The sequence below is a fragment of the Clavibacter sp. genome, from assembly GCF_014802555.1.
GTDB classification, from domain to species: domain Bacteria; phylum Actinomycetota; class Actinomycetes; order Actinomycetales; family Microbacteriaceae; genus Clavibacter; species Clavibacter sepedonicus.
The window spans coordinates 1-21670 of the sequence record NZ_JAAVCB010000080.1 but is presented as its reverse complement, the minus strand read 5'-3'; the positions used below and the strand labels follow the sequence as shown (position 1 = coordinate 21670).

20 protein-coding genes and 1 pseudogene are annotated in these 21670 nt (G+C 73.4%); all 21 read right to left on the bottom strand.

The genetic code is table 11. The features are described from left to right. Window positions 1–506, bottom strand: a 506-nt coding sequence (locus HDR73_RS09430; RefSeq protein ID WP_502709179.1) for a primosomal protein N' family DNA-binding protein, incomplete at its 3' end; no start/stop codon positions are given. Between the two features lie 42 nt (window positions 507–548). Beyond that, window positions 549–1760: a methionine adenosyltransferase gene (gene metK / locus HDR73_RS09425; RefSeq protein WP_012299347.1), complete on the bottom strand. Its 1212-nt coding sequence runs from the start codon at window positions 1758–1760 to the stop codon at window positions 549–551. Window positions 1761–1799: 39 nt separating this feature from the next. After that, window positions 1800–3017: a bifunctional phosphopantothenoylcysteine decarboxylase/phosphopantothenate--cysteine ligase CoaBC gene (coaBC, locus tag HDR73_RS09420; protein ID WP_012299348.1), complete on the bottom strand. Its 1218-nt coding sequence runs from the start codon at window positions 3015–3017 to the stop codon at window positions 1800–1802. A gap of 78 nt (window positions 3018–3095) precedes the next feature. Next, window positions 3096–3365, bottom strand: coding sequence for a DNA-directed RNA polymerase subunit omega (gene rpoZ, locus HDR73_RS09415; RefSeq protein WP_012038467.1), 270 nt, complete (start codon window positions 3363–3365; stop codon window positions 3096–3098). Window positions 3366–3413: 48 nt separating this feature from the next. Further along, window positions 3414–4322, bottom strand: a complete 909-nt coding sequence (gene gmk, locus HDR73_RS09410) for a guanylate kinase (protein ID WP_041464606.1) — start codon at window positions 4320–4322, stop codon at window positions 3414–3416. Then, a complete protein-coding gene (gene pyrF, locus HDR73_RS09405) occupies window positions 4319–5212 on the bottom strand; it encodes an orotidine-5'-phosphate decarboxylase (protein ID WP_012299350.1) in 894 nt (297 codons plus the stop codon). Before pyrF ends, gmk begins: the two co-directional genes overlap by 4 nt. Beyond that, window positions 5209–8499 carry a carbamoyl-phosphate synthase large subunit gene (gene carB, locus HDR73_RS09400; RefSeq protein ID WP_012299351.1) on the bottom strand — a complete coding sequence of 1097 codons (3291 nt, stop codon included), beginning with the start codon at window positions 8497–8499 and terminating at the stop codon, window positions 5209–5211. The genes pyrF and carB overlap by 4 nt, the downstream gene beginning before the upstream one ends. After that, window positions 8499–9668, bottom strand: coding sequence for a glutamine-hydrolyzing carbamoyl-phosphate synthase small subunit (carA, locus tag HDR73_RS09395; RefSeq protein ID WP_041464992.1), 1170 nt, complete (start codon window positions 9666–9668; stop codon window positions 8499–8501). The genes carB and carA overlap by 1 nt, the downstream gene beginning before the upstream one ends. A 5-nt stretch (window positions 9669–9673) precedes the next feature. Further along, entirely contained in the window at window positions 9674–10201 is a 528-nt protein-coding gene (locus HDR73_RS09390; RefSeq protein WP_012299353.1) for a PH-like domain-containing protein, read from the bottom strand. Continuing rightward, window positions 10198–11589, bottom strand: a complete 1392-nt coding sequence (locus HDR73_RS09385; RefSeq protein WP_012299354.1) for a dihydroorotase — start codon at window positions 11587–11589, stop codon at window positions 10198–10200. Before HDR73_RS09385 ends, HDR73_RS09390 begins: the two co-directional genes overlap by 4 nt. After that, window positions 11586–12542: an aspartate carbamoyltransferase catalytic subunit gene (locus HDR73_RS09380; RefSeq protein WP_012299355.1), complete on the bottom strand. Its 957-nt coding sequence runs from the start codon at window positions 12540–12542 to the stop codon at window positions 11586–11588. Before HDR73_RS09380 ends, HDR73_RS09385 begins: the two co-directional genes overlap by 4 nt. Continuing rightward, window positions 12539–13123: a bifunctional pyr operon transcriptional regulator/uracil phosphoribosyltransferase PyrR gene (pyrR, locus tag HDR73_RS09375; RefSeq protein ID WP_012299356.1), complete on the bottom strand. Its 585-nt coding sequence runs from the start codon at window positions 13121–13123 to the stop codon at window positions 12539–12541. Before pyrR ends, HDR73_RS09380 begins: the two co-directional genes overlap by 4 nt. Window positions 13124–13234: 111 nt before the next feature. Next, window positions 13235–15259 carry an acetate--CoA ligase gene (gene acs, locus HDR73_RS09370; RefSeq protein WP_012299357.1) on the bottom strand — a complete coding sequence of 675 codons (2025 nt, stop codon included), beginning with the start codon at window positions 15257–15259 and terminating at the stop codon, window positions 13235–13237. A 73-nt stretch (window positions 15260–15332) separates the two neighbouring features. Further along, window positions 15333–16208: an ABC transporter permease gene (locus tag HDR73_RS09365; protein WP_012299358.1), complete on the bottom strand. Its 876-nt coding sequence runs from the start codon at window positions 16206–16208 to the stop codon at window positions 15333–15335. Beyond that, window positions 16205–17257, bottom strand: a complete 1053-nt coding sequence (locus tag HDR73_RS09360; protein ID WP_012299359.1) for an aliphatic sulfonate ABC transporter substrate-binding protein — start codon at window positions 17255–17257, stop codon at window positions 16205–16207. Before HDR73_RS09360 ends, HDR73_RS09365 begins: the two co-directional genes overlap by 4 nt. A gap of 82 nt (window positions 17258–17339) precedes the next feature. After that, window positions 17340–18203: an ABC transporter ATP-binding protein gene (locus HDR73_RS09355; RefSeq protein ID WP_041464607.1), complete on the bottom strand. Its 864-nt coding sequence runs from the start codon at window positions 18201–18203 to the stop codon at window positions 17340–17342. Between the two features lie 101 nt (window positions 18204–18304). Continuing rightward, the gene (locus HDR73_RS09350; protein ID WP_012299361.1) at window positions 18305–19933 is read right to left on the bottom strand and encodes a lamin tail domain-containing protein; all 1629 of its coding nucleotides are present in this window, start codon (window positions 19931–19933) and stop codon (window positions 18305–18307) included. A gap of 76 nt (window positions 19934–20009) precedes the next feature. Further along, the gene (gene nusB / locus HDR73_RS09345; protein WP_012299362.1) at window positions 20010–20423 is read right to left on the bottom strand and encodes a transcription antitermination factor NusB; all 414 of its coding nucleotides are present in this window, start codon (window positions 20421–20423) and stop codon (window positions 20010–20012) included. A 3-nt stretch (window positions 20424–20426) separates the two neighbouring features. After that, on the bottom strand, window positions 20427–20990 hold the full coding sequence (gene efp / locus HDR73_RS09340) for an elongation factor P (RefSeq protein ID WP_012038481.1): 564 nt from the start codon (window positions 20988–20990) through the stop codon (window positions 20427–20429). A gap of 111 nt (window positions 20991–21101) precedes the next feature. After that, window positions 21102–21542, bottom strand: coding sequence for a type II 3-dehydroquinate dehydratase (locus HDR73_RS09335; protein WP_012299363.1), 441 nt, complete (start codon window positions 21540–21542; stop codon window positions 21102–21104). Window positions 21543–21565: 23 nt separating this feature from the next. Next, a pseudogene (locus tag HDR73_RS09330) lies at window positions 21566–21670 on the bottom strand (IS481 family transposase); the annotation flags it as partial.

Genomic DNA, 21670 nt, shown 5'->3' with positions numbered 1-21670 from the left:
TCGAGCGGAGCGGCGGCGGCGGCGACCGGCGCGGCGACGGCGACGGCGACGGCGTCGGCGTCGGCGTCGGCCTCCGCCGGGGTCGCCGCCATCGCCGCCAGGTGCGCCTTCTCGACGCGCACCTGGCGCGGCGGGACGGCCAGGCGGATCACGTCGGACGCGGTCCCTGCCTGCCGGTCGGCGACCTCCCGTGCGAGCGTCCAGATCTCCGGCCGGAGCACGGGCAGCGGCGACACGACCTGCTCCACCTCGCTGAGGGCGCCGTCGTAGCCCCGTCCGTCGCCGACCTCGATGACGTAGCCGTCGGCCACGCGACCCGCGGACCGCAGCGGCACGCGCACGCGCACGCCGGGCACGCACGTCGCGCGGAGCGGCTCGGGGACCGCGTAGTCGAAGAGGCGGTCGAGCTGCGGCAGCGGGGAGTCCACCATCACCCGGACGACGGGCGGGCGCGCGCCCGCGGGGACGGCCGTCGCGGCGCCGTCGGACGGATCCCCCGCGGTCACCGGACCCTCCCGGTCATGCCGGGACCCGGGCGGCGGGGCGCGTCAGAGGCCCGCGGCGCTCTGCAGGTCGGCGACACGGTCGAGCGCCTCCCAGGTGAAGTCCGGCAGCTCGCGGCCGAAGTGCCCGTAGGCGGCGGTCTCCGCGTAGATGGGTCGGAGCAGGTCGAGCCGCTCGACGATGGCGGCGGGGCGCAGGTCGAAGGTCTCGCGGATGGCGCGCACGATGCGGTCTTCGGGCACGTGCGCCGTGCCGAAGGCCTCGACGTAGAGCCCGACGGGCGCGGCCTTGCCGATCGCGTACGCCACCTGGACCTCGAGCCGGTCGGCGAGGCCCGCGGCGACCGCGTTCTTCGCGACCCAGCGCATGGCGTACGCGGCGCTGCGGTCGACCTTGGACGGGTCCTTGCCGCTGAACGCGCCGCCGCCGTGCCGGCTGAAGCCGCCGTACGTGTCGACGATGATCTTGCGTCCCGTGAGCCCCGCGTCGCCCTTGGGCCCGCCGATCTCGAACTTGCCGGTGGGGTTGATGAGCAGGGTCGCGTCGCGGGAGTCGAGCTCGATGCCGATCTCCGCCGCGGCCGCGAGCACCGGCCGGATGACGTGCTCCTCGACCTCGCGGCGGAGGTCCTCCTGGGAGACCTGCGGGCCGTGCTGGGTGGAGAGCACGACCGTGTCGACCGTGCGCGGCACGAGGCCCTCGTAGCCGATGGTGACCTGCGTCTTGCCGTCGGGCCGGAGGTAGGACAGCTCGCCCGAGTGGCGGACGGCCGCGAGTCGCTCGGCGAGGCGGTGCGCGAGGTAGATCGGCAGGGGCATGAAGACGGGGGTGTCGCGCGACGCGTAGCCGAACATGAGGCCCTGGTCGCCGGCGCCCTGCAGGTCGTGCGCGTCGGTGGACGCGGATCCCGAGCGGGACTCGTACGAGCGGTCGACGCCCTGCGCGATGTCGGGCGACTGCGCGCCGATGGAGACGGTGACGCCGCAGTTGCTGCCGTCGAAGCCGACCTCGGAGGAGTCGTAGCCGATGTCCCGGATGCGGTCGCGCACGATCTGCGGGATGTCGACGTACCCGCTCGTGGTGACCTCGCCGGCGACGTGCACGAGCCCCGTGGTGACGAGCGTCTCGACGGCCGCGCGGCTCGACGGGTCCTGCGTGAGCAGCGCGTCGAGGATACTGTCCGAGATCTGGTCGCAGATCTTGTCGGGGTGGCCCTCGGTGACGGACTCGGAGGTGAACAGGCGCAGGTCGGTCACGGGTGGCTCCAGGGGGATCGCGTGGTCGCGCGCCTGGCGCTACTGCGAGGCCGGCGCGCCCACTACGTCGAGAATTCGATGGGCCACCTGCTCCTTGGAGCCTGCGGCCTCGGCCAGTGTATCGCCGGACCTGTCGAGCACCGTGATCGTGTTGCCCTCCGTGGCGAAGCCCTCGCTCCAGCCGACCCTGTTGAGGACGAGCAGGTCGCAGCCCTTGCGGGCGAGCTTCTGGCGGCCGATCCGCAGGAGCTCGTCCGGGTCCTGCTCGGTCTCCGCGGCGAAGCCGACGACGATGCGGCGCGTGCCGTCCGCGCGCGGCACGGCGGCATCCGCGGCCAGCCGCTGGAGGATGTCGGGGTTGCGCACGAGCTCGACGGAGAGGGCGTCGCCCGCCTCCTCCTTCTTGATCTTGCCCGCGGACACGGAGACGGGCCGGTAATCGGCGACGGCCGCCGCCATGATCACGACGTCGGCATCGGCGGCCTCGCGCACCATCGCGTCGGACAGCTCGAGCGCGGTCGACACGGGCACGACCCGGATGCCGGCGGGCGCCGGCACCTCGAGGTGCGCGGCGACGAGCACGACGTCGGCTCCGCGGTCGCGCGCGGCGACGGCGAGGGCGACGCCCTGCCGGCCGGACGAGCGGTTGCCGAGGAAGCGCACGGGATCCAGGGGCTCGCGCGTGCCGCCCGCGGACACGACGATGCGGCGGCCCTCGAGGTCGCGTCCGCCGGGGCGGACCGCGGCGAGGGCCGCGGCGATGACGTCCTCGACCTCGGCCATGCGGCCGGGCCCGGAGTCCGTGCCGGTGAGGCGTCCCGACGTGGGGCCGACGAGCGTGGCGCCGCGGGAGCGAAGGAGCGCCGCGTTCGCCTGGGTGGCCGGGTGCTGCCACATCTCGGTGTGCATCGCGGGGGCGATGACGAGGGGCGCGCGGCTGGCGAGGATCGTGGTGCCGAGCAGGTCGTCCGACAGCCCGAGCGCCATGCGTGCGAGGGTGTGCGCGGTGGCCGGGGCGACGACAATGAGGTCGGCCTTCTGGCCGAGCGCGACGTGGCGGACCTCGGACACCCCGTCGTAGAGGTCGCTCGTGACCGGATTGCGGCTCACGGCCTCGAGCGTGGGCTTCCCGACGAAGCGGAGCGCCGCCTCGGTGGGCACGACGTGCACGTCGTGGCCGAGGAGCACGAGCCCCCGGACCACGCCGACGGCCTTGTAGGCCGCGATGCCGCCCGTGATCCCCACGACCACCATCACGCGGCGGCGCTCCGGGGCTCGAGGGCGGGGAGGACGTGCGGCGTGCGGTCGGCGCGGGGCATCCGGGACGGCGAGCGGCTAGGAGGCCGCGGGCTCCACGATGGGCGTGGCGACGAGCTTGTCCTCGTTGATCTCGTGCATGGCGACCGAGAGGGGCTTGTCGTCGATGGTGCTGTCGACGAGCGGTCCGACGTTGTCGAACAGGCTGCCCTCGTGCAGGTCGGCGTAGTAGTCGTTGATCTGGCGGGCCCGCTTGGAGGCGAAGATCACGAGCGCGTACTTCGAGTCGACCTTCGAGAGGAGCTCGTCGATGGGCGGGTCGATGATGCCCTGGGTCTTGTCAACCATGGATGTGCCGCTTCCTCATTGCATGGAAGAAGGCCGTGCAGGTCCGCTTCATGGACCGACGGCCTTCCTGGATCTCATCAAGTCTACGACCTCGCGCGCCGCCTCCGCGACATCCCGGTTGACGACGAGGTGGTCGAACTCGTCCTGCGCGGCCAGCTCGACCTTCGCGGTGTCCAGGCGGCGCTGCTGCTCCTCGGGCCCCTCGGTGCCGCGACCGACCAGGCGGCGCACGAGCTCCTCCCAGGTGGGCGGCAGCAGGAACACGAGGCGCGCTTCGGGCATCGCGGCCTTCACCTGGCGCGCGCCCTGGATGTCGATCTCGAGCAGGACGCTGCGGCCCTCGGCCAGCGCGGCGTCGATCGGCGCGCGCGGCGTGCCGTAGCGGTGGGCGTTGTGCACCGTGGCCCACTCGAGCAGCTCCTCGTGCTCGACCATGCGGTCGAACTCGGCGTCGGAGACGAAGTAGTAGTTGACGCCCTCGACCTCGCCCGGACGCGGCGCGCGCGTGGTGGCGGAGACGGAGAGCAGCACGTCGGGCTCGTTCTCGCGGATGAAGGTGGAGACCGTGCCCTTGCCGACCGCCGTGGGTCCCGCGAGCACGACGAGCCGGCTGGGCTCGACGATCTGCTTGGCGGCCTGCCACTCCTCGAGGAACCGGGTGAGGCGCACGCGCTGGTGCACGCCCAGCCCGCCGAGGCGCTTGGCCGTGGAGATGCCGAGGTCGCCGAGGATCCGCTCGAGCTTGGTGGGGCCGATGTTCGGGATGCTGGTGAGGAACTCGGTGACGCGGAGCGTGGCCTCGGCGCGGTGTCCGGGATCCGCCGACGCGTCGAGGACGCCCAGCGGCGTGCGCTCCCCCGTGACGATGTCGTGCTTCACCTGCGCGCGTGCGCGGCGGGCGGCGACGGCGGCCTGCGATGCGGCGACCCGGTCGACCTCGGGTGGTTCGGGCCTCATGGCAGCACCTCTTCGAGTCGTCCGGCGTGGTCGGTGACGGCCTCCGCGACACGCCGTGGCCCTGCCGTGAGGATACTCCGCGACGCGGCCGCGATCACAACGCCGGCGGCCGGTCCGAACAGCGACCGGACATCGCCGAGCAGCGCGCCCTGGTGGCCGAAGCCGGGCGCGAGGATCGGCGTGCGGGTGAGCCGGGCGAGGTCGAGGCCGGCGTCGGCGGCGTCGACGGTCGCGCCGACGACGAGGCCGAATGACCCGGGATCGGCCGACGGGTCGTCGAGCGGGCCATTCGCGGCGACGGCGGCGTCCTGGATCCCCCGGGCGACCGTGCGGGCGGCGGCGGATCCGTCACCCGGGAGCACGGCGCGCTGCAGGTCGCGCGCCTCCGGGTTGGAGGTCGCGGCGAGGACGAAGACGCCCGCGCCCCAGCCGTCCGCGGCGGCGCGCACGCCGTCGAGGGATCCGACGCCCGTGTACGCCGTGAGGGTCACGGCGTCAGCGCGCAGCGCGCTGTCGGGCGCGAGCCACGCGGCGCCGTACGCGTCGACCGTGGAGCCGATGTCGCCGCGCTTGGCGTCGGCGATCACGAGGAGGCCGGCGTCGCGCGCGGCGGCGAGCACGCGCTCGAGGGCGGCGTACCCGGCGGATCCGTGGCGCTCGAAGAACGCGACCTGCGGCTTGACGATGCCGGCGCGCCCCGCGGTCGCCTCCACCACGCGCAGCCCGAACTCCTCGAGGCCGCGTGCGTCGTCGTCGAGGCCCCACGCGTCGAGCAGCGACCGGTGCGGGTCGATGCCCACGCAGAGGTGCCCGTGCACGCGGAAGGTGCGGGCCAGCCGCGCGCCGAACGACGGGGCGTCGGGAACCGCCCCGCCGTCCGCGGTCGTCACCTGCGGGCCTCGCGGGCGATCGCGTAGTCCTGCAGGCTCGTGACGTCGAAGCCGGCGCGGATGGCGTCGAAGGACGCCACCGCGGCCGTGAGCTGCGCGATGGTCGTGAACAGCGGCTTGTCGGCCGCCACGGCCGCCGCGCGGATCTCGTAGCCGTCCGCGCGCGCCGTGCGGCCCGACGGCGTGTTGATGACGACGTCGACCTCGTCGCGGTTGATGAGGTCGACGATCGACGGCGAGTCGCCCGCCGCGGGCTCCTCGCTGTACTTGCGGACGACGCGCGCCTGGATCCCGTTGCGGCTGAGGATCTCCGCCGTGCCCGCGGTCGCGAGCACCTCGAAGCCCAGCTGCTGGAGCCGGAGCACCGGCAGCACGATCGAGCGCTTGTCGCGGTCGGCGACCGAGACGAACACCGTGCCGGAGAGCGGGAGGCCGCCGAACGCCGCCTCCTGGCTCTTCGCGAACGCGCGCGGGAAGTCGCGGTCGATGCCCATGACCTCGCCGGTGGATCGCATCTCCGGGCCGAGCACGGAGTCGACGATGAGGCCGTCCTTCGTGCGGAACCGCTTGAAGGGCAGCACGGCCTCCTTGACGGCGACGGGCGAGTCCATCGGCACGTCGGATCCGTCGCGCTCGGGGAGGAGGCCCGAGGCCTTGAGCTCGGCGATCGAGGTGCCGACCATGACGAGCGACGCGGCCTTCGCGAGCGGGATGCCGAGCGCCTTGGAGACGAACGGCACCGTGCGGCTCGCGCGCGGGTTCGCCTCGAGGACGTAGAGCACGCCAGCACCGATCGCGAACTGCACGTTGAGGAGGCCGCGCACGCCCACGCCCTCGGCGATGGCGCGCGTGGCGTCGACGACCTGCTGGATCTGGCCGCGGCCGAGCGTCACGGGCGGGAGCGTGCAGCTCGAGTCGCCCGAGTGGATCCCGGCCTCCTCGATGTGCTCCATCACGCCGCCGACGTAGAGCTCGGTGCCGTCGTAGATGGCGTCGATGTCGATCTCGATGGCGTCGTCGAGGAACCGGTCGATGAGGAGGGGCTTCCCCTCGCCGATGATGCCCTGGTCGGCCATGCGCAGGAAGTAGTCGTGCAGCGTCGCGGTGTCGAACACGATCTCCATGCCGCGGCCGCCGAGCACGTAGCTCGGGCGGACGAGCACGGGGTAGCCGATCTCCTCCGCGACGACCACGGCCTCGTCGATCGCGACGGCCGTGCCGTTGCGCGGGGCGACGAGCCCGGCGGCGTCGAGGATCCCGGAGAACAGGCCCCGCTCCTCCGCGAGGTCGATGGCCGAGGGGCTCGTGCCGAGGATCGGGACGCCCGCGGCCTCGAGGCCCTTCGCGAGCCCGAGCGCGGTCTGGCCGCCGAGCTGCACGACGACGCCGACGAGCTCGCCCGCCTGCTGCTCGACGTGCACGATCTCGAGCACGTCCTCGAGCGTGAGCGGCTCGAAGTAGAGCCGGTCGCTCGTGTCGTAGTCGGTCGAGACCGTCTCCGGGTTGCAGTTGATCATGATGGTCTCGAACCCGGCGTCGGCCAGCGCGAAGGACGCGTGGACGCACGAGTAGTCGAACTCGATGCCCTGGCCGATGCGGTTCGGGCCCGAGCCCAGGATGATCACCTTGCGGCGGTCGGACGGCACGATCTCCGTCTCGGAGTCGTAGCTGGAGTAGTGGTACGGCGTGAGGGCGGGGAACTCGCCCGCGCACGTGTCGACCGTCTTGAAGACCGGGCGGATGCCGGCGGCGTGGCGCGCGTCGCGCACCTCCTGCTCGCCGATCCCGCGGATCTCGGCGATCTGCGCGTCCGAGAAGCCGTGGTCCTTCGCCTCGCGGAGCGTCGGGGCGTCGAGCTCGTCGGCGTCGCGCACGGCGTCGGCGACCTCGTTGATGAGCACGATCTGGTCGATGAACCAGGGGTCGATCTTCGTAGCGTCGAAGACCTGCTCCGGGGTCGCGCCCGCGCGGAGCGCCTGCTGCACCGTGACGATGCGGCCGTCGGTGGGGATCCGGCTCGTCTCGAGCAGCTCCTCGACCGAGCGGCTCTCGGCGCCCCAGTGGAACGAGGATCCGCGCTTCTCGAGCGAGCGCAGCGCCTTCTGCAGCGCAGTGGAGTAGTTGCGTCCGATGGCCATGGCCTCGCCCACCGACTTCATGGTGGTCGTGAGCTCGGCGTCGGCGGCCGGGAACTTCTCGAACGCGAACCGCGGCACCTTGACGACCACGTAGTCGAGCGTGGGCTCGAAGCTCGCGGGCGTGACCTTGGTGATGTCGTTCGGGATCTCGTCGAGGCGGTACCCGATGGCGAGCTTCGCCGCGATCTTGGCGATCGGGAAGCCCGTGGCCTTCGACGCAAGCGCGCTGGAACGGGAGACGCGCGGGTTCATCTCGATGACGATGAGGCGGCCGTTCGTCGGGTCCACCGCGAACTGGATGTTGCAGCCGCCCGTGTCGACGCCCACCCGGCGGATGATGTCGATGCCGATGTCGCGCATGTGCTGGTACTCGCGGTCGGTGAGCGTGAGCGCCGGCGCGACCGTGATCGAGTCGCCCGTGTGCACGCCGACCGGGTCGACGTTCTCGATGGAGCAGACGACGACCGTGTTGTCGGCCGTGTCGCGCATGAGCTCCAGCTCGTACTCCTTCCAGCCGAGGATCGACTCCTCGAGGAGCACCTCGGTGGTGGGGCTCGACTGCAGGCCGTCGGCGACCATGCGCTCGAGCTCCTGACGCGTGTGCGCGAAGCCGGAGCCGAGGCCGCCCATGGTGAAGGACGGGCGGATCACGAGCGGGTAGCCGAGGTCCTCGGCGAACTCCACGGCCTGCTCGAGCGTCTTCGCGACGTGCGAGCGGGCGACGTCGGCGCCGGACTCGATGACGAGGTCCTTGAAGAGCTGGCGGTCCTCGCCCTTCTGGATGGCCTCGACCTTGGCGCCGATGAGCTCCACGCCGTGCTTGGCGAGGATGCCGAGCTCGTCGAGGCGGATGGCCGCGTTGAGCGCCGTCTGGCCGCCGAGCGTCGGGAGCACCGCGTCGGGGCGCTCCTTGATGATGATCTTCTCGAGCACCTCGCTCGTGATCGGCTCGATGTAGGTCGCGTCTGCGAAGCCCGGGTCGGTCATGATCGTGGCGGGGTTCGAGTTCACGAGGATGACGCGCACGCCCTCCTCGCGGAGCACGCGGCAGGCCTGCGTGCCGGAGTAGTCGAACTCGGCGGCCTGGCCGATGACGATCGGCCCGGAGCCGATGACGAGGACGCTGTTGATGTCGTCGCGCTTGGGCATTACACGGTCTCCTGGGGGGTCGCGGCGGCGGGGGCGGTGCCCGACGCGTCGTGGATCAGCTGGACGAACCGGTCGAAGAGGTACGACGAGTCGTGCGGGCCCGCGGCCGCCTCCGGGTGGTACTGGACGCTGAACGCGGGGATGTCGAGGCAGTTGAGGCCCTCGACGACCTGGTCGTTGAGCGAGACGTGGCTGACCTCCGCGCGGCCGAAGCCGGCGGGGCTGTCCACCGGTCCGTCGAGCGGCGCGGACACCGCGAAGCCGTGGTTCTGGCTCGTGATCTCGACGCGGCCGGTGCGGCGGTCGAGCACGGGCTGGTTGATCCCGCGGTGGCCGAAGGGCAGCTTGTAGGTGTCGAAGCCGAGGGCGCGGCCGAGGAGCTGGTTGCCGAAGCAGATCCCGAAGAACGGGATGCCCTTCCGCAGCACGTCCTGGAGCAGCTCGACGTGGTACTGCGAGGCCTCGGGGTCGCCGGGGCCGTTCGAGTAGAAGACCGCGGTGGGCGCCAGCTCCTCGAGCTCGGCCGTGGTGATCGACTGCGGCACGACGTGCACGTCGAGGCCGCGAGCGGCGAGGTGCTTGACCGTCGCGGTCTTGATGCCGAGGTCGAGCACGGCGACGGATCCGATGCGCTCGCCGACCGCGGGGATCGTGTACGTCTCCCGGGTCGAGACCTCGGCGGAGAGGTTGCGGCCCGCCATGTCGGGCGCCTGCCGCACCTGCGCGAGCTGCTCCTCGTCGCTGAGCGACGCGGCCTCGCCGGAGAAGACGCCGGCGCGCATGGCGCCCTCGTCGCGGATCCGGCGCGTGACCGCGCGCGTGTCGATGCCGGAGATGCCGACGACGCCCTGGGCGACGAGGTCGTCCTCGAGGGTGCGCGTGCCGCGGAAGTTCGAGACCACGCGGGAGGGGTCGCGGACGACGTAGCCGGCGACCCAGATGCGGCGCGATTCCATGTCGTCGTCGTTCATGCCGGTGTTGCCGATGTGCGGCGCCGTCTGGAGGACGATCTGCCCCGCGTAGGACGGGTCGGTGATCGTCTCCTGGTAGCCGGTCATGCCGGTGGCGAAGACGGCCTCGCCGAGGCTCACGCCGCGGGCGCCGTACGCGCGTCCGACGTACCTCCGCCCGTCCTCGAGTACCAGGACCGCCGGTTCGTGTCGGGCCATGTCGGTCACTTCCCTTCGTTGTCGTCGTCGTGCGCGAGGCGCGGGATCTGGTGGAGGGCGTCGACGAGCGCGGTCTTCTCGCGCGGGTCGATCACCCGGAGGTACGTGTCGACCGAGGTGCCCGCGGTCTCGTCGAGGACCCAGGTGACGGCCACGAGGCCGCCCTCCTCCACGACGCGGTCGATCGCGTAGGTCGCGAGCCCGGATCCGGTGATCCTGTCAGCGGGCACGAGCACCTCGCGCTCGCCGTCGATCGCGAGCACGAGCCCCGCGTCGTGCACCCGGGCCGCCGCGCGGCCGCGGAAGCCGAGGGGGCGGACGGTCAGCCGGTCGAGGGGCTCGCCGGCCGTGGTCGTGGCGACGTAGAGCACGTCGACCTCGAGGACGGGCGCGCCGAGCCCGGCGGGCGGACTCGGCGGCTCCGGCAGCGCGCGCTGGCGGCGGCGTCGCGCGCGCCAGCCGAGCACCATGAGGGCGAGCAGGAGGACGAGGAGCGCGATCACGGTGACCGCGGGTCCGAGGCGGCCGCTCATGCGCCGCTCCCCCGCGTCGCCACGGCGGCGTCGCGTGCGTCGGCGTCCGCGCGGTCGCGGAGGACGGCGGCGCGCGCGACGGTCTCGCGGTCGACGAGCGCGCCGTCGAGCACGGTCGGGTAGCCGCGGTGGAAGGTCGCGACCACGCGGCCGGGCAGCGTCATCTCGAGGTAGGGCGAGTTGCCGCTGAGGCCGCCGAGGTCGTCGCGGCCGAAGACGCGCGACGCGGACGGGTCGTACAGCGTGATGTCGGCCGGGGATCCGCCCGCCAGCGCGTGCCCGTGCTCGGCGAGCCGGCCGATGCGCGCGGGCGCGTGCGACATGACGCGCGCGACGCCCGCCCAGTCGAGGAGGCCGGTGTCGACCATGGCGAGCTGGACGACCGAGAGCGCCGACTCGAGGCCGACCATGCCGAACGCGGCCGCGTCCCACTCGCAGTCCTTGGCCTCGGTCGGGTGCGGCGCGTGGTCGGTCGCGACCACGTCGATCGTGCCGTCGGCGAGGGCGGTGCGGAGGGCCTCCACGTCCTCGCGGCGGCGGAGCGGCGGGTTCACCTTGTAGCGGGCGTCGTAGCCGGCGACCAGGTCCTCGGTGAGGAGGAGGTGGTGCGGCGTGACCTCCGCGGTGACGTCGACGCCGCGGGCCTTGGCCCAGCGGATCACGTCGACGGAGCCCGCGGTGGAGACGTGGCAGACGTGCAGGCGGGATCCGACGTGCTCGGCGAGCAGCACGTCGCGCGCGATGATCGACTCCTCGGCGACCGCGGGCCAGCCCGTGATGCCGAGCTCGCCGGACAGCGCGCCCTCGTTCATGGTGGCGCCCTCGGTGAGGCGCGGGTCCTGCGCATGCTGCGCGATGACGCCGTCGAAGGCCTTCACGTACTCGAGCGCGCGGCGCATGAGCAGCGGATCCGAGACGCACTTCCCGTCGTCGGAGAAGACGCGGACGGCCGCCCGGCTGGAGGCCATCGCGCCGATCTCCGCCATCGACTCCCCGGCGAGGCCCACCGACACGGCGCCGATGGGGCGCACGGTCGCGTAGCCGGCCGCGTCGCCGAGGGCCTTGACCTGCTCGACGACGCCCGCGGTGTCCTGCACGGGCATGGTGTTCGCCATCGCGAAGACCGCGGTGAAGCCGCCGAGGGCCGCCGCGCGGGATCCGGTGAGCACGGTCTCGCTCTGCTCGTAGCCGGGCTCGCGGAGGTGCACGTGCAGGTCGACGAGGCCGGGCAGCGCGACGAGGCCGTCGGCCCCGACCACGTGGGCACCGGCGGGCGCGTCGAGGTCGGGCCCGATCTCGCGGATCAGCCCGTCGGCGACGAGGATGTCGGCGCGCTCGCCCGACGGCAGGGTCGCGCCGCGGATCAGGTGGGTGTCGTTCTGGGTCATCGGTCGGCCTTCCCGTCGCCGGACAGCAGGAGGTAGAGGACGGCCATGCGCACCGAGACGCCGTTGGCGACCTGCTCGCGCACCGTGGACCTCTCCGAGTCGGCGGCGGCGGCGGATATCTCGAGCCCGCGGTTCATGGGCCCCGGGTGCATGACGATCGTATCGGGCCCGAGGAGGGCGAGCCGCGCGTCGTCGAGTCCCCAGATGCGCGCGTACTCGCGCGGGTTGGGGAAGAAGGCGGCGCGCATGCGCTCGGCCTGGATGCGGAGCATCATCACGGCGTCGGGCGCGCCGTCGCGGAGGGCGGCGTCGAGGTCGTAGCGGACGGTGACGGGCCAGGATCCGACGCCCACCGGCACGAGCGTGGGCGGCGCGACGAGCGTGACCTCGGCACCGAGCGTCGTGAGCAGCCACGCGTTCGAGCGGGCGACGCGGGAGTGGAGCACGTCGCCGACGATGACGACGCGCGTGCCGTCGAGGCCCTTCCCGCGCGCGGCGGATCCGTGCAGCCGGCGGCGGATGGTGAACGCGTCGAGCAGCGCCTGCGTGGGGTGCTCGTGCGTGCCGTCGCCCGCGTTGACGATGCCGGCGTCGATCCACCCGCTGCCCGCGAGCGTGTGCGGCGCGCCCGAGGACGGGTGCCGGACGACCACGCCGTCGGCGCCCATCGCCTGCAGGGTCTGCGCGGTGTCCTTGAGGCTCTCGCCCTTGGAGACGCTCGACCCCTTGGCGCTGAAGTTGATGACGTCGGCCGAGAGGCGCTTCGCGGCCGCCTCGAACGAGATGCGGGTGCGGGTCGAGTCCTCGAAGAAGAGGTTGACGACCGTGCGGCCGCGGAGGGCGGGGGTCTTCTTGATCTCGCGCGTGCCGACGTCGGCCATGTCCTCGGCGACGTCGAGGATGCGCACGGCCTCGTCGCGGGACAGGTCGCGGGTGGAGAGCAGGTGCCTCATCGGGTCGTCCCCTCGGCGGCGGACCCGGTGGCGGGCTCGTCGTCGGGCCCGGCGATGCTCACCGAGTCCTCGCCGTCGGTCTCGTCGAGCCGGACGAAGATCCGCTCGGAGAGGCTCGACGGCAGGTTCTTGCCCACGAAGTCGGCGCGGATGGGGAGCTCGCGGTGGCCGCGGTCGACCAGGGCGGCGAGGCGCACGGCCGTGGGGCGGCCGAGGTCGCCGATGGCGTCGAGGGCGGCGCGCACGGTGCGGCCGGAGAAGAGCACGTCGTCGACGAGCACGACCGTGCGGCCGTCGACGCCGCCGGCGGGCAGGCGCGTGGGCGACGGCGCGCGGGTCGGGTTCCGCTGCAGGTCGTCGCGGTACATGGTGACGTCGAGCGAGCCCACCAGGTCGGCGGGGGCCTCGGGCTCGAGGCGGGCGATGATCCGGCCGATGCGCTCGGCGAGGACGGTGCCGCGGGTGGGGATCCCGAGGAGCAGCAGGCCGTGGGGGCCGCGGTTCGACTCGAGGATCTCGTGGGCGATGCGCGTGAGCGCTCGGGTGATGTCAGAGGGCTGCAGCACGGTGCGCTGAGGCAATCCGACCTCCTTCCCCGCCTCTCGGGACGGATGTTAAAGGTGGTCTGTTCCGCGGACACTCTAGCGGGTGTCCCCCGGACGCGGGGCCCGCCGCACGGCCCGCGCGTGTCCTCAGCGCGCGGACGCGTCGAGCACCGCGCGGATCCGGCCCAGCACGGCCGCGTCCTGCAGGCTGGTGGCGTCGCCGAGGGTCCGGCCCTCGACCAGGTCGGCGAGGAGGCGGCGCATGATCTTGCCCGAGCGCGTCTTCGGCACGTCCGGCACGGCGACGATGCGGCGGGGCTTCGCGACCGGCCCGATGGCGCGCGCGACGTGGGCCGTGAGGACGGGCCCGAGCTCCGCGGCGAGCGCGGCCCAGCCGGCCGCGTCGTCGTCCGCGGGGCGGTCGTCGCCGCGCGGGACGACGAACGCGACCACGCGCTGGCCGGTGAGGTCGTCGGCGACGCCCGTCACGCCCGCCTCCCCCACCCGCGGGTGCGCGACGAGCGCCGACTCGATCTCGATGGTGGACAGCCGGTGCCCGGAGACGTTGACGACCTCGTCGATCCGACCCTGGAGCGCGATGTCGCCGTCGGCGTCGCGCCGGGCGCCGTCGCCGGCGAGGAACCAGCCGCGGTCGGCGAAGCGCTCCCAGTAGGCGCTGCGGTACCTGGCCGGGTCGCCCCACACCGTGCGGGCCATGCCGGGCCAGGGACGCTGGATCACGAGGAGGCCGGCCTCGCCCGGCGCCGTGGGTTCGCCGTCGTCGTCGACCACGTCGACCCGGAAGCCGGGCAGGGCGCGGCCGGCGGCTCCGGGCTTGAGGGTCGAGACGCCGGGCAGCGGCGCGATGACGGCGGCCCCCGTCTCCGACTGCCACCACGTGTCGACGACGGGCGCGGATCCTCCGCCGATCTCGCGGTGGAACCAGCGCCAGGCCGCGGGGTTGATGGCCTCCCCCACCGATCCCAGCAGCCGGATGCTCGACAGGTCGTGCCCGGCGACGCCGTCGGGGTACCAGCCCATGAGCGAGCGGATGAGCGTGGGCGCCGTGTAGTAGGTCGTGACGCCGTACCGCTCGATGACCTCGAGGTGCCGGCCGCGGTGGGGCGTGTCGGGCGTGCCCTCGTAGATCACCTGCGTGAGGCCGTTGGACAGCGGCCCGTAGATCTCGTAGGTGTGCGCGGTGACCCACGCGAGGTCGGCCGTGCACCAGTGCACGTCGTCGGGCCTCGCGTCGAAGTGCGCCCAGTGCGCCCAGGACGCGTGGGCGAGGTAGCCGCCGGAGGTGTGCACGAGGCCCTTGGGGCGGCCCGTGGTGCCGGACGTGTAGATGATGAAGAGCGGATGCTCGGCGTCGAAGGCGCGCGGCTCGTGCTCGGGCGACGCGGATCCCACGGCGTCGTGCCACCAGACGTCGCGGCCCGCGGTCCACGGCACGTCCTGGCCGGTGCGGCGGACGACGAGCACGTGCTCGATCGACGCGACGCCCGCCACGGCCTCGTCGGCCTGCGGCTTCGTGGCGACGGCGGATCCGCGGCGGTTCTGCCCGTCGCTCGTGATGAGGAGCTTCGCGCCCGTGTCCTCCACCCGGAAGCGCAGCGCCTCCGCGGAGAAGCCGCCGAAGACGAGCGAGTGGACGGCGCCGATGCGCGCCACCGCCAGGGTCGCGACGATCGTCTCCACGAGCACGGGCAGGTAGATCACGACGCGGTCGCCGGGGCCGACGCCGAGCGCGGTGAGGGCGTTGGCGGCGCGGGACACCTCCTCCTGGAGGTCGCGGTAGGTGACCGTGCGCCGGTCGCCGGGCTCGCCCTCGAAGTGCAGCGCGACCTTCTCGCCCCGGCCCGCCGCGACGTGGCGGTCGACGCAGTTGGCGGCGACGTTGAGCCGGCCGCCCGCGAACCACGTGGCGGCGGGGACCTGCGGGGTGCCGTCGGCGGCGACCGGCGGGATCCACGTGTGCGCCGTGTGCCAGGGCGTCTCCCAGTCGAGGCGGCGGGCGGCCTCCTCCCAGAAGGCGACCGGATCCGCCTCGGCGCGCACGTACGCCTCCGCCGTGACGTTCGCCGACGCGGCGAGCGCGGCGGGCGGCGGGAAGAGGTCCTGCTCGGCGGCGGGTGCGGTCTCGGCCTGCTCGGTGCGCTGCGAGGTCATGCGCCGACGCTACGTGCGCGCCGGCCGGGATCCGGAACCGGGACGTCACGCGACGACACGGAGCCGGCCGCCGTTAGCCCCAACGGCGCACGAGCACCCGCTCCACGAGGCCCACGACGGCGTCGGTGACGGCGCCGAGCACCGCCAGCAGCACGATCGCGAGCAGCACCCGGTCGACGCGCCCGTTCGCCGAGGACTCCGTGAGCAGGTACCCGAGCCCCATCGACGCGGCGAGCAGCTCCGCCGCCACGAGGAACAGCCACGACTGCGCGAGCGCGAGCCGGAGGCCCGAGACCACAGCGGGCAGCACGGCGGGCAGCTGCACGGTGACCAGCAGCGGGATCCGCGTGAGCCCGAACGCGCGCCCTGCCTCCACGAGGTGCGGGTCCACGTGCCGGAGCGCGCCCGCGACCGTCGTGTACACGGGGAACAGCGCGCCGATGGCGACGAGCGTGACCTTGGAGTCCTCGTTGATCCCCATCCAGAGCAGGAGCAGGGGCACCCACGCGAGCGACGGCACGGTGCGGAACGCGCCCGCGGTCGGCGCGAGGAGGAGCCGGCCGACGCGCGACAGGCCGACGACGGCGCCGAGGACGAGGCCGACCGTGGCACCGAGCGCGAAGCCGAGCAGCACGCGCTGCAGCGAGATGGCGACGTACTGCCCGAGGATCCCCTGCTCGGCGAGCTGCACGCCGGCGCGCACCATGTCGAGCGGCGCGGGGAGCAGGTGCGGCGGGACCACGCCCGTGGCGGTGACGACCACCCAGAGCCCGACCACGATGGCGGGGACCACGAGGCCCATGGCGACCCGGAGGAGCGAGCGGCCGGTCGCGCGCCCCGAGGCGGGGCGGGCGACGCTGGCGCCGCCCGCGACGTCGGTGCCGTCGTCGTCCGGGACGCCGGTCCCGGAGCCGCGGACGTCCTCCCGCCCGGGCCGGATCGCGGTCATCCGGCCGACCCCGAGGCGGGATCGGCGGCCTCGGCGAACCGCGGCTCGAACAGCTCGTCGAGCGCTTCGTCGACCTTCCCCTGGTCGGGGACGTCGCCAGAGGCCACGAGGATCGGGCCGACGCGCTCCAGCACGGACCGCTGCGCGGCACCGGGCACGGGATCGACGCCCAGGTTCGTGCGGTCGATGACGGTCGATGCGACGGCCGGGTCGATCGCCGCGGCCTGCGCCAGGATCGCGGCCGTCTCGTCGGGGTGCGCGACGGCCCAGGCTCGCGCCTCCTCGTAGGAGTCGACGACGGCCTGCGCGAGGTCGGGCGACGCGTCGAGGAACGACTGCGTGGCGTTGAGGAACCCGTACGTCGCGAAGTCCACGTTCCGGTACAGCAGCGTGGATCCCGCCTCGGCCTCGCTCGCGGCCATGAGCGGGTCGAGCCCGGCCCACGCGTCGACCGAGCCGTTCTCGAGCGCGGCACGGCCGTCGGCGTGCTGGAGGTTCTGGATGGTGACGTCGGAGGCGGGGATGCCCGCCTGCTCGAGCGTCTGGAGCAGGAAGAAGTAGGGGTCGGTGCCCTTCGTCGCGGCGATGTCGGCGCCGCGGAGCTGGTCGACGCTCGTGATGGGCGACCCCTTCGGCACGACGATCGCGGTCCACTCGGGCTGCGAGTACACGTCGATGGTGCGGATGGGCGAGCCGTTGGCCCGGGCGAGGAGCGCGGCGGACCCGGCGGTGGATCCCACGTCGACGGCACCCGCGCGCAGCAGCTCGTTGGCCTTGTTGGATCCCGCGCTCTGCACCCAGTCGACCTTCACGTCCGACCCGAGCCGCTTCTCCACGAGGCCCTGGTCCTTCACGATGAGGCTCAGCGGGTTGTAGGTCGCCCAGTCGAGGGTGAGCGCGTCGGCGCTCCAGCCCGCGGGATCCGCGGACGCGCCGGCGGCGGGGGCGACGGACGAGCCCTCCCCCGCGGAGCATCCGGCGAGGAGCATCGCGGCGGCGCTCGCGAGCGCGAGGGCGGGGATGGATCTGCGGGGCAGGAGACGGGTCACGGTGGGTCCTCGGTGCGGTGTCGGGTGATGCGGGCGGTGGCGGTGGGTCGTGGCGGTGGGGGGTCGTGGTGTTGGGTCCGGCTCAGCGTGCCCGGTGGCCCGGGACGCCGAGCCCCTCGAGCAGCTCGGCGCGGAGGGCGGCGAGGGTCGCGTCCCCGCGGTCGCGCGGGCGGGCGCCCGGCACCTCGAGGAGACGGCGGACGGTCGCGCCGGGGGCGGCGCCCGGCGCGGGATCCGGCCCGAGCAGCACCACGCGGTCGGCGAGGTGCAGGGCCTCGTCCACGTCGTGCGTGACGAGGAGGACCGTGGTCGGGATCGCGGCGTGCACGTCGAGCAGCAGGTCCTGCATGCGGAGGCGCGTGAGGGCGTCCAGCGCCCCGAAGGGCTCGTCGAGCACGAGGACGCGGGGCCGCCGGGCGAGCGCGCGGGCGAGCGAGGCGCGCTGGGCCATGCCGCCGGAGACCTGCCGGGGACGGAGGTCGGCGGCCTCGGCGAGGCCGGTGAGCTCGAGGAGGTCCTCGACGCGGGCGTCGCCCTCGGCGCGCGGCACGTCGCGGGGCAGGCCGAGACGCACGTTCGCGCGGATGGTGCGCCACGGCAGCAGCCGCGGCTCCTGGAACGCGACGGCGGACCGCTGGTCGACGTCGCGCACGGGAGTGCCGTCGATGCGGATGGATCCGGTGTCGGGCCGGTCGAGCCCGCTCACCTGGCGGAGGAGGGTCGACTTCCCGCAGCCGGACGGCCCGAGGACGGCGACGACGTCGCCCGCGGCGAGGTCGAGGTCCACGTCGCGCAGCACGGTGCGCCTGGCGCGGGATCCGTCGCCGGCGAACGACCTGCCGACCCCGCGGAGCTCGATCGACCCGGCAGGCGACGCGGCGGACGCCTCCGCGGGAACGAGGGGAGCGGCGGCGGATGCGGCACGGGCAGAGGAGACGACGGACATGAGCCGACGCTACGACCGGCCGCGACCCCGCGTCTCGGACGCCGTCATGCGCCGACGCGCGCCGTAACACGGCGTCGCACGGCGCGTGCGCGACGCGCGCGTCATACCGCCACGCGCCGCCGGAGCACGCGCGCCACGCACATCGCTCCCGCGCCAAGGACGACGAGCAGCGCGCCGAGGGCCGTCATCCCCGCGTCCGCGGCCGGGCCGCCGGTCTTCGCGAGCAGCCCGGGCGATCCGCCCGCGCCGCGCGCGCCAGGATCCCTGCTCGCTGGGGCGGCCCGCGACGCGCATCGGTACGACCCCCGGCGCAGGGAGTGCCCGTCGGTGTCGGCGCCGTCCGCGTAGTACGTCGCTCGGGATCCGTTCACGCACGTCGCCACCGTGTCGATCGCGAACCCTTCGTCTTGGAGCGCCGGATCCGCGTCCGCGGGGGCCTCGAAGGCGGCCTCCCGTGCGAACACGCCCGATGCATCGATGGTGTACAGCGCCGTCCGCCCCGCGCACGCATCATCGCAGGCGACCCACATCGCACCGAGGTCCCGGTCGAACTGCACGTCGGCGACCACCGCGAATGGCGTCGGGATCGTCGCGATGAGCGCGTGGGTCCCGCCCGGCATCAGCGCGTACGCGTATACGGAGGCCGTGCCCTCGACGCCCACGAGGAAGAGCCCGCCCCCATGGCCGGGGTAGTCCGACGGCCGGTACGCGCGGCCGGTGCGCGCGTCGACGAAGCGGTGCGCGGTGAGGAAAGCGTCCGGGATCCACGTGACGCCCTCCGGGCCCGAGTTCGCGCCGAGGCCCGGCAGATCGTCTGCCAGGTCCCACTCATCGGTCGCGGCGAGCGTCGTGGCCGGACCTGACACGTCGTACCGCAGCACGGAGGGCCGGCTCACCGTCGGCCGGTCCTCGTCGCGCTCGGACGCCACGTAGACCCCGCCAGCGGAGGAGTCGTGGGCGACGGTCACGCCCTCGGCATCGACGGTCCCCGTGCCATCCGGAAAGCGGAGCGTGCGGCCGTCCCGCCACGCTGGCGACGGGTCCGACCGGCGTGACCCGTCCGGCTGCGCGAGCAGCCGGTAGAGCGTGCCCGCATCGTTCTCGACGCCCCAGAGGACGCCGGGGGCAGCCGTGCCGGACGGCTCGATGTCGAGGCCGCTCAGGCTGCCGGTGAAGGCGGCCGTGCTGTCCACCGGGGTGAGAGCGGGCGAGCCCGGCCACGGTCGCGTCGCGAGAGGCAGCGGGGCGGCGTTCGGCGCACCCTTTGTCGCGCGCGCCGTGTCGCCGAAGGAGCCCGTGCCGTCCGGGATCCGGCCGAGCGTCGTCGGCGAGTGGTGCGTCCAGCTGTGCTCGTCGATCACCGTGCCGTCGGGGGCCAGCAGGCGCACGGAGTCGGCGGACCCCAGGCCGAAGTCGAAGCCGGATGACCTGTTAGCCGCCTCCTCGATCACGAGGAACCGCCCTGGCTCGACGCGCGTGCCGCCGGGGATGACGTAGCGATGGGTCGGGTCGTCGTCCGTGAGGACGTAGCCGCCGAGATCGGCGGTCGCCGTGCCGGCGTCCGTCAGCTCGACCCAGTCACCCGGATCGCCGCCGTCCGACTCGATCTCGTTGATCCGCACGGAAGACGTGGGCGTCGCGGCGTGAGCTGCGGGGATGCCGACTGCCCCCACCGTCGCGAAGGCGAGGGCCGCGGCGAGGGTTGTGAGGCGCGTGACGGTCGAGGTCATGGGAGGCCTCCTCTCCCGCTCGAGAGTGGCAGCCCCTCGCGATCCGTGCCCGCCGTGTCAACAGCGGACGCCGGACCTAGGCCTGCGCCGCCGCGATCCGCGCCAGCATGCCGTTCACGAACGAGGCCGACTCGTCCGTGGACAGGGACGATGCGAGGTCGACGCTCTCCGAGATCGCGACGCCGTCGGGCACGTCGGCGTTGAAGAGGATCTCCCAGATGCCGATGCGCAGGATCGCGCGGTCGACGGCGGGCATGCGGGCGAGCGTCCAGTTCACCGAGTACGTCTCGATGAGCTCGTCGATCTCGTCCTGGTGCTCGACGAACCCCTCGGCGATCTCGCGCGCGTATGCCCAAGACGCCTGCCGGTCGGGCTCGGCCGCGGCGCGCTGCTGCTCGACCGCGAGGGTCGCGGGGATGGACTCGCCGCGGATGTCCGCGACGTAGAGGACGTCGAGGGCGCGCTTGCGCGCCTTGGTGCGTGCGCTCACGGGTCAGTCGGTGACGCGGCCGAGGTAGTCGCCCGTGCGGGTGTCCACCTTGACGCGCGTGCCCTGCTCGAGGAAGAGCGGGACCTGGATCTGGTGCCCGGTCTCGACCGTCGCGGGCTTGGTGCCGCCCGTCGAGCGGTCGCCCTGCAGGCCCGGCTCCGTGTACGTGATGGTGAGCACGACCGACGCGGGCAGCTCGACGTAGAGCCCCTCGCCGTTGTGCAGCGCCACGGTGACGTCCTGGTTCTCGAGCATGAAGTTCTTCGCGTCGCCGACCTGCGCGGCGGACAGCGTGATCTGGTCGTAGTCGCTCGTGTCCATGAACACGAAGTTCTCGCCGTCGGCGTAGAGGTACTGGAAGTCCCGGCGGTCGACCGTCTCGGTCTCGATCTTCGCGCCCGCGTTGAACGTGCGGTCGACGACCTTGCCGCTCATCACGTTCTTGACCTTGGTGCGCACGAACGCGCCGCCCTTGCCCGGCTTGACGTGCTGGAACTCGATGACGGTCCACAGCTGGCCGTCCATGTTGAGGACGACGCCGTTCTTGATGTCAGCGGTAGAGGCCATGCGGGGAGGGTCCTTGCCTGTTCGACGAGCGGGAGGTGCGGCGTCGGTGCGGCCGCACGGGGATGCCGTGCGCCGACCTGTGCGGGCGGCGGGGCGAACCGAGGGTTCAGCCTAACGGGTGCCGGTCACGACGTGCGCGAGGGCCAGGAGGTAGGACCCCTGCCCGAGGCCCGCGATGACGCCCGTGGCGACGGGCGAGATGACGCTCTGGTGCCGGAACTCCTCCCGCGCGTGCGGGTTGGAGATGTGCACCTCGATGAGGAGGATGCCGGCCTTCGTCACGAGCGCCGCGGCGTCGCGGAGCGCGTACGAGTAGTGCGTGAAGGCGGCGGGGTTCATGATCACGGGGGTCCGGGCGTCGACGGCCTCATGAAGCCAGCCGATGAGGGTCGCCTCGTCGTCGGTCTGCCGCAGGTCGATCTCGACGTCGTCGGGCGCGAACGCGACGAGCTCGCGGCGGAGGTCGTCGAGGGATCCCGTGCCGTACACGTCGGGCTCGCGGCTGCCGAGCCGTCCGAGGTTGGGGCCGTTGAGGACGAGCACGCGTGTCATGCGACCAGCCTAGGTGTACTGGGTCATGACGTTGGTGACACTCGGGCCGCGGGCGTGAGCCCGTGGCTTGAGTGGATTCGTTCAGTGTTGTAGTGCTCGATGAAGGGGTCAAGCGCGTCGGCCCGGTG